The sequence below is a fragment of the Pseudomonas sp. TWI929 genome, from assembly GCF_039673335.1.
Lineage (GTDB): Bacteria > Pseudomonadota > Gammaproteobacteria > Pseudomonadales > Pseudomonadaceae > Aquipseudomonas.
This window is the reverse complement of the sequence record NZ_JBDJLK010000070.1, coordinates 22,850-29,353: the sequence shown is the minus strand read 5'-3', so window position 1 is coordinate 29,353 and position 6,504 is coordinate 22,850. Positions and strand designations below refer to the sequence as shown.

8 protein-coding genes are annotated in these 6,504 nt (G+C 65.0%); 4 read left to right on the top strand and 4 right to left on the bottom strand.

Going from position 1 to position 6,504, the window contains the following annotated elements; genetic code table 11:
* The first annotated feature begins 338 nt into the window (after positions 1-338).
* The 4 genes from ABE456_RS22215 to ABE456_RS22200 are packed head-to-tail and all read left to right on the top strand — an operon-like array spanning position 339 to position 2,964.
* Entirely contained in the window at positions 339-560 is a 222-nt protein-coding gene (locus ABE456_RS22215) for an MbtH family protein (RefSeq protein ID WP_003256222.1), read from the top strand.
* Positions 557-1,276, top strand: a complete 720-nt coding sequence (locus ABE456_RS22210; RefSeq protein ID WP_346645846.1) for an alpha/beta fold hydrolase — start codon at positions 557-559, stop codon at positions 1,274-1,276. Before ABE456_RS22215 ends, ABE456_RS22210 begins: the two co-directional genes overlap by 4 nt.
* A gap of 57 nt (positions 1,277-1,333) precedes the next feature.
* Positions 1,334-1,885, top strand: coding sequence for a hydrolase (locus ABE456_RS22205; protein ID WP_346645845.1), 552 nt, complete (start codon positions 1,334-1,336; stop codon positions 1,883-1,885).
* Positions 1,882-2,964: a DUF1615 domain-containing protein gene (locus ABE456_RS22200; RefSeq protein WP_346645847.1), complete on the top strand. Its 1,083-nt coding sequence runs from the start codon at positions 1,882-1,884 to the stop codon at positions 2,962-2,964. Before ABE456_RS22205 ends, ABE456_RS22200 begins: the two co-directional genes overlap by 4 nt.
* Before the next feature lie 124 nt (positions 2,965-3,088).
* On the opposite strand, the gene ABE456_RS22195 is transcribed toward ABE456_RS22200, so the two are convergent.
* Genes ABE456_RS22195 through ABE456_RS22180 form a run of 4 tightly spaced genes read right to left on the bottom strand, consistent with a single transcriptional unit; the run spans position 3,089 to position 6,493 of the window.
* Positions 3,089-3,952 carry a zinc ABC transporter substrate-binding protein gene (locus ABE456_RS22195; protein ID WP_346645844.1) on the bottom strand — a complete coding sequence of 288 codons (864 nt, stop codon included), beginning with the start codon at positions 3,950-3,952 and terminating at the stop codon, positions 3,089-3,091.
* Positions 3,949-4,848, bottom strand: coding sequence for a metal ABC transporter permease (locus tag ABE456_RS22190; protein ID WP_346645843.1), 900 nt, complete (start codon positions 4,846-4,848; stop codon positions 3,949-3,951). Before ABE456_RS22190 ends, ABE456_RS22195 begins: the two co-directional genes overlap by 4 nt.
* Positions 4,848-5,594: a metal ABC transporter ATP-binding protein gene (locus ABE456_RS22185; protein ID WP_346645842.1), complete on the bottom strand. Its 747-nt coding sequence runs from the start codon at positions 5,592-5,594 to the stop codon at positions 4,848-4,850. The genes ABE456_RS22190 and ABE456_RS22185 overlap by 1 nt, the downstream gene beginning before the upstream one ends.
* Entirely contained in the window at positions 5,591-6,493 is a 903-nt protein-coding gene (locus tag ABE456_RS22180; RefSeq protein WP_346645841.1) for a metal ABC transporter substrate-binding protein, read from the bottom strand. The genes ABE456_RS22185 and ABE456_RS22180 overlap by 4 nt, the downstream gene beginning before the upstream one ends.
* Positions 6,494-6,504 lie beyond the last annotated feature (11 nt).

The following is a 6,504-nucleotide window of genomic DNA, read 5'->3' as shown; positions in this document are numbered from 1 at the left end:
CTCAAGCGCCTCCACAGCTACAACGGCTATGAAACACCGGTAGCCATGGAGGAAAAGCTCAAGATAGCGGCATGAACCTTAACCGGTGTCCAAAATTACTTGACCAGTTCACCTTGCGTCGCGATCGGGCGCGCAGCGGCCGCAATCCAGGCGACCGTGATCTGCCAGGAGTACCGGGGTTGCAGGTTTTGCGGCCGCTGCGCGCCCGATCGCGACACAAGGCCGCTCCTACAGGGGATCGCGTCAGCCCCACTAATTTTTTCGCCACACCCTACGTCTACTTGAAAGCCCCCCTGCGCCAAGCCCGCAGCGGCACCCATCATTCAAGGAGACAGGCAATGACTTCCGTTTTCGACCGCGACGATATCCAGTTCCAGGTAGTGGTCAACCACGAAGAGCAGTACTCGATCTGGCCCGACTACAAAGCCATCCCCAACGGCTGGCGTGCGGTAGGCAAAAGTGGCCTGAAGAAGGACTGCCTGGCCTACATCGATGAAGTGTGGACCGACATGCGCCCGCTGAGCCTGCGCCAGAAAATGGCCGAAGCCGCCGCTCAGTGACCGCATTGAACTTGCTCTGCCTGCCGTACTCCGGCGCCAGCGCCATGGTCTACAGCCGCTGGCGGCGCAAGCTGCCGGCGTGGTTGCAGGTACGCCCGGTAGAGCTGCCCGGGCGCGGTGCGCGCATGGCCGAGCCACTGCACACCGACATGCAGGCGTTGGCCCGGCAACTGGCCAGCGAGCAGCGCCTGGTAGCCAGTGCGCCCTACGCATTGCTTGGCCACAGCCTGGGTGCGTTGCTGGCCTTCGAGCTGGCCCACGAGCTGCAAGCGCTGGGCTGCCCGGCGCCATTGGCGTTGTTTGCCTGCGGTACGGCGGCGCCAACCCGGCGTGAAGACTATGACGGCAAGAACTGGCGCGAACCCAAGAGCGACGATGAGCTGATCAGCGAGTTGCGCGAACTGCAGGGCACGCCCGAGGAAGTGCTGGCCAACGCCGAGTTGATGAGCCTGACCTTGCCGACCCTGCGCGCCGATTTCCTGCTGTGCGGTACCTACGCCTACCGTCAGCGGCCGGCCCTGAACTGCCCGCTGCATGTGCTGGGCGGCACCGATGACCGGGCCGATGATGAGCAACTGCAGGCCTGGCGCAAAGAAACCCACGGCGAGTTCTCGCTGCAGATGTTCCCCGGTGGCCACTTCTTCATCCATGAACATGAAGATCGTGTGCTCGACACCCTGACTGCTTCGTTGCAACCGCTGCGGCTGACAGCCTGATTGACGTCACCGCTTGCCTGGGGGAGGCTAGGCGTTTTCCCAGGCAAGGGGCAGACAATGCTGATCGATCCACACAAGGCCACGTTGCTGGTCGTCGACATCCAGGAAAAACTCATCGGCGCCATGAGCGACCCCGAAGGCACTCGGGCGCGGGCCCGCTGGTTGCTGGCAGCAACCGCCGAGCTGGAGCTGCCGACGGTGATTTCCGAGCAGTACCCCAAGGGCCTGGGCCATACCCTGGCAGAACTGCTGGCCGCCGCACCGGGCGCCGAAGTGGTGGAGAAAAGCCATTTTTCCTGCGTGGCCGCAGAGTGCCTGCCGACCAGCCTGATGGCGCGTGAGCAGGTGATTGTCTGCGGCATGGAAACCCACGTTTGCGTGCTGCAAACCGTGCTTGGCTTGCTGGCGTTGGGCAAGCAGGTGTTCGTGGTCGAGGATGCCTGCGACAGCCGCACCCCGGCGAGCAAGGCGGCGGGCCTGGCGCGCATGCGTGCCGCCGGGGCGCAGGTGGTTACCCGCGAGATGGTGCTGTTCGAACTGATGGGCAGTGCCGGCCACCCGCTGTTCCGCCACATCAGCAAAACCTACCTGGTCGGTGAACAGCCCTGAACGGCCGGTTACTGGCTGTCGGGTTGATTGCCCTGGCGTTGCTGCAAGGCTGCGCCGGGCGGCGTGAAGAAGCCCCCGAAGCGGACCCGGCCAAGGTCCGCGCACAACTGCTGCGGCTATTGCCCGTCCAGTCCAAGGACCGCGAGGGCTGGGCCCGGGATATCCAGGCGGCCTTCGCGGCCCAGCGTATTGCCGCCAGCAAAAGTAACCTGTGCGCAGTGCTGGCGGTGACCGAGCAGGAGTCCACCTTCAACGCCGACCCGCAGGTGCCCAACCTGGGGCGTATTGCCCGCGAGGAAATCGACCGCCGCGCTGCGCGCCTGCATATCCCCAAGCTGCTGGTCGACGGTGCGCTGAAGGCTCCTTCGGGTAATGGCCAGAGCTACCAGCAGCGCTTGCAGGCAGTGCGCAGCGAGAAGCAGTTGAGCGAACTTTATGACGAGGTGATCGCCCGAGTGCCGTTGGGCAAAACATTGCTCGGCGGGCTCAACCCGGTGCACACCGGCGGGCCGATGCAGGTCAGCATCGACTTTGCCGAAAAGCATGCGCAGGATTACCCCTACAGCCGCAACGGCAGCATTCGCCAGGAAGTGTTCACCCGGCGCGGCGGCATGTACTTCGGTATTGCCCACCTGTTGGGCTACCCGGTCAGCTACGACCGCAAGTTGTACCGTTTTGCCGATTTCAACGCCGGTTGGTACGCCAGCCGCAACGCAGCATTCCAGGCCGCGTTGAGCAAAGCGGCTGGGGTGAAGTTGGCGCTGGATGGCGACCTGGTGGCGCCGGGTGCGATCATGCCGGGCACTACCGAACTGGCGGCGCGCAAGCTGGGGGTGAAGCTGGGGCTGCGTAACCCGCAGATACGCAGCCAGCTGGAGGAGGGTGACAGCCTGGCGTTCGAAGACAGCAAACTGTACAGCGGGGTGTTCGCCCTGGCCGATGCCGCAGCCGGCAAACCAGTGCCACGGGCGGTGCTGCCAGGGATCGAGCTGAAGAGCCCGAAGATCACCCGCAAGCTGACCACGGCGTGGTTTGCCGGGCGGGTGGATGAGCGTTACCAGCGGTGCCTGAAGCGTTAGCCGTGTGCTGTCTTTGCCGGCCTCTTCGCGGGTATACCCGCTCCCAAAGGACAACACAGGCCATGAATGCTGTGCAGGCCCTGTAGGAGCGGGTTCACCCGCGAAGAGGCCGGCACAGGCACCATCAGCTCTCGCCCAATGCCCCAACCACCTGATCGACACTGGCCTTCAACCCGGCAAACGCATCCTCAGGGTCACTCTCCACCACCACCAGCTTCGCCCCGGCGGCCTTGATCACCTCGGCCACCGCCGCCTCAGGCTGCCGGTGGTCCAGCACCAGCGCTACATCCTGTGCCTTCAGGTTCTCCCCCAAGGCCTTGAGCGCAGCCGCATCCCACTCGGCCGGCAACGGCTGCTCGACCACGTCTAGGTTCAAGCCGCTGGCCAGATAACCCAAGCGCTCCGACAGGCTCACCACCGTCAGGTTGTCGACCTTGGCCAGGCGCGTCTGGCTATTGGCTGAAAGCTCCAGCAGCTGGTGCTTGAGCCCCGCCAGGTTGCCCTGGATCTTCACCTTGTCGGCCGGCGCCAAACGCTCCAGGTCATTGGCCACCACATCAGCCATGCGCCCGAGGTTGGTCGGGTTGAGCCAGGGGTAGGCGCCATAGGCATCGTCACCGTTCACCGCTATGCCTGGCAGCGCGCCATCCACCGGCCGTGCGGCATCGATCTCGACAATACGGATATTGCTGCGCCGGGCCATCGGGTACAGCGGGTCGTCACGCCAGATCGAGCGCACGCCGATCACCGCATCGGCCTGCTGCGCGGCCTTGTCCAGGCTGGCCCCACCGCGCCCGCTGAAATACGACGGCTGGCGGCTGGCCGGCAGGTTGGCCGGGGCCGCGCGTTTTAGCTGCACCGCAGTGCCGTCGAGCAGGGCGCTGGCCAGGCTGTGGGTGACGGGCAGGGCAGTCAGCACTTGCGTGGCGAAAGACAGCGACGGCAGGCCGGCCAGGGCCAGTGCCAGGGTCAGGTGTTTCAGGTTCATGCCGGGTTTCCTTGCAGGCGGGGAACGAGGGCGCGGGCGAGCGCGGCCAGGGCAAAGCATATGCCGGCGACCAGGATGATCGCGGCCCCCGACGGCACCGGCAGGTCGAACACGATCGGCAGCAGGATGCCGAACAGGGTGCTGATGGTGGCGATCAGCACCGCGAGGAAGAAAAAGCCCTTGAGCGACTGGCTGACCAGGCGAGCGGCAGCCGCCGGGATCACCAGCAGCGCACCAACCAGGATCGCGCCGATCACCTTTACCGCAGCTACGGTCACCAGCGTTACCAGCACCACGAACAGGTAGTCCAGGGTTTTTACCGCCACCCCACGTACGGCCGCCAGTTGCGGGTTGAAGCTGGCCAGCATGATGCGGTTGTACAGTGGTATGGCCAGGGCCAGTACCAACAGCGCGACGATGCCCAGCACCACCAGGTCCTGGCCGCTGACGGTCAGCACCGAGCCAAACAGCACGTTCTCGAGGATGTGCACGTTGATCTTGCCCGCCAGCATCAGCAGCAGGCTGGCGCCCAGCGCCAGTGACACCGAGAGGAACACGCCGATCAGCGTGTCCGGCGACAGCCCGGTACGGTTGCGCAGGAAGTTGAGCAGGATGCCGAACAGCAGGCAGTAGCCGAACAGGCTGCCGTAGGGGCCGGTGTAGGGCTCGCCGAGCAGGATGCCGATGGCCACGCCAGTCAGCGCGGCATGGCCGACAGCTTCGGAAAAGAAGGCAAAGCGCTTGACCACCACCAGGGTGCCCAGGCCGCCCAGCACCGGGCCGATCATCAGGCCGGCCAGCAGGGCATTGACCACGAAGCCGTAGGCCAGCGCCTCAGGCAGGTAGCCGGCAGTGGCCCAGTCCTGGACCGTTTGGCGAAAGGTTTCAAAACTCATCAGGCAAGGCTCTCGCTACGCGGGTGAACGGAGAACAGGCCGAGCAGGCGCTCTGGGGTGAGGGCCTGGGCAGGAGGGGCGTCGAACAGTACCTGGCGGCTCAGGCCGGTGACCCGGTCGGCCAGGCGCAGCACCGCTTCCAGGTCGTGTTCGATCCACAGCACGGTGGTGCCGGCCTGGCGCCAGCCCAGTAGCAGTTGTTCGAACACCTGGATACCGGCTTCATCGAGCGCCGACATCGGCTCGTCCAGCACCAGCAGCTGCGGTTCGGGGATCAGGCCCTGGGCCAGCAGCACGCGCTGGCGCTCACCGCCAGACAACGCGCCCATGCGCCGCTTGCGCTTGTCGAGCATGCCGACCTGCGCCAATGCGGCATCGATGGCTGGCTTAACGCGCCGCGACAAACCGAGAAATGCCGGGCGGCGCTGGCACATGGCGGCCATGAAGTCGTCCACGGTCATCGGCAGGCCACGGTCGAACTCCAGTGCCTGCGGCACGTAGCCGATCACTTCCCGTTCACTTGGCCAGTGCAGGGTCAACTGGCCCTGGTGCGGCATCTGCCCGAGCAGGGTCTTGATCAGCGAGCTTTTGCCGCCGCCATTGGGGCCGACAATGGCATGTACGCTGGCGGCTGCGACGTTGAAGCTGACCTGTTCGAGGATGCGTGTGCGGCCCAGGGTCAGGTCGATGCCGGCGAACTTGATGCGCGGCCCGCAGGCCGTCACCAGGTTGGCGGCGGCGGTCATGCGCGGTTCTCCTGAATGGCGCGCACCACGGTGTCGAGGTTGCGCTTCATTTCCACTTCGTACTTGTCCTTGGTGTACTCGCCGTAGGAAATGTGAGTCAGCGGGTACAGGCGCACGCCGGATTCACGCTGGATGGTTTCGACATAGGCTGACGGGAAGTCCATTTCCGAGAAGATCACCCGCACATCCAGGGCCTTGAGCTGGTCGATGGTCTTTTTCAGCTGCGCTGGGCTCGGTTCGATGCCATGGGCCGGTTCGACCACGGCGGTCACTTCCAGGCCGAAGTCGCGTACCAGGTAGTCGTAGGCGGCATGGATGGTGGCGACCCGAAAGGTGGCGCTGGGCGCTTCGGTGACCTTGGCCAGTGCCTCGGCACGCAAGGCGCGCAGGCGTTTGGCGTAGGCGCGGGCGTTTTGCGTGTACAGCTTGGCGTTGTCCGGGTCGAGCTTGCCCAGTTCACGGGCAATGTTGTTGACCTGGGCAATGGTGGTGCTGATCGACAGGAAGGTGTGCGGATTGACCACCTTGCCGGCACCGCGCGCGGCAATGCCGGTTGCCGCCAGCAACGGCACGTTCTGGTTGGCCTCGATGGTGGCAATGTCGGGTTTTCCGCTGGCGGCGATCATGCGGTCGGCGAAGTCGTCATGGCCGATACCGTTGAGCACCACCACGTCCAGCGTGCCGATGCGCTTGATGTCCTCGGCCCGTGGCTCGTAGGCGTGCGGGTTGAAGCCGGCCGGAATCAGCGGCACCACTTCGGCCTTGTCGCCGACGATGTTGCTCACGTAGCTGTAGTAGGGGTGCAGGGTGATGCCGATACGCAGCGGCTTGCCGTTATCGGCCAGGGCCAGTGCCGGCAGGGCAAGGACCAGGAGCAGGGCGAGGGCGGAGCGGAACATGGGAAAGTCCT